The organism is Micromonospora sp. AMSO12t (assembly GCF_008806585.1).
In the GTDB taxonomy this organism is placed as follows: domain Bacteria; phylum Actinomycetota; class Actinomycetes; order Mycobacteriales; family Micromonosporaceae; genus Micromonospora; species Micromonospora reichwaldensis.
This window is the reverse complement of record NZ_WAAS01000566.1, coordinates 1-637: the sequence shown is the minus strand read 5'-3', so window position 1 is coordinate 637 and position 637 is coordinate 1. Positions and strand designations below refer to the sequence as shown.

At 76.9% G+C, this 637-nt stretch carries 1 protein-coding gene and 1 pseudogene; both read left to right on the top strand.

Annotated elements, in window-relative coordinates:
• On the top strand, window positions 1-441 hold a 441-nt coding region (locus F6X68_RS32980), incomplete at its 5' end, for a hypothetical protein (RefSeq protein ID WP_151457872.1).
• A pseudogene (locus tag F6X68_RS32975) lies at window positions 435-637 on the top strand (hypothetical protein); the annotation flags it as partial. The gene F6X68_RS32980 and the pseudogene F6X68_RS32975, both read left to right, overlap by 7 nt.

The following is a 637-nucleotide window of genomic DNA, read 5'->3' as shown; positions in this document are numbered from 1 at the left end:
GCCCCCACCCACCGGGCCGCCGACGAGCAGGCGGCGAGGAAGGCGGCGCTGGCCGCGTACGCCGGATATCTCGCCGCCTCCCGCAAGGCGAGCGGGCGCGGCGACCCCCACCATCCGGAGCTGTCCCGGTTCCTCGCCGACCCACTGCTGACCCGGGTCCGGCTGACCATCCGCAAGGCGAAGGAGCACGGCGCGATGCGTACCGGCACGTTGGTCTCCGACCCGACCGTGACCTCGGTGAGCCTGGATTCGAGCCCACCCACCGTGGAGATCCAGGACTGCCTGGACGCCACCGGCTACCGGCTGGTCTACGCCAGGGACAAGCGGGTCGTGCCCGGCACCGGCGGGACGCGGCACCTGGCCACCGCCACCGCCACCCGCTACCCGGACGGCCGCTGGCTGATCAGCGCCGGCGCCGCCCACGAGGACCAGCCATGCTGACGCGGGCGGGACGGGACGCCGGGGCGGCCCACGCCCGTACCGCCGACGGTGGCGGCCGGGATGGAACGGCCCGCCGGTCGCTCGCGGGCGCCGCCCTGGCCCTGCTGCTGGCGCTCGGGGCGGCCGTGCCCGCGATCGCCGCAGGACGCGCGGACCCCGGCGCGGAGTGCCCGCCGGGGCAGAGCAACTGCAGCGT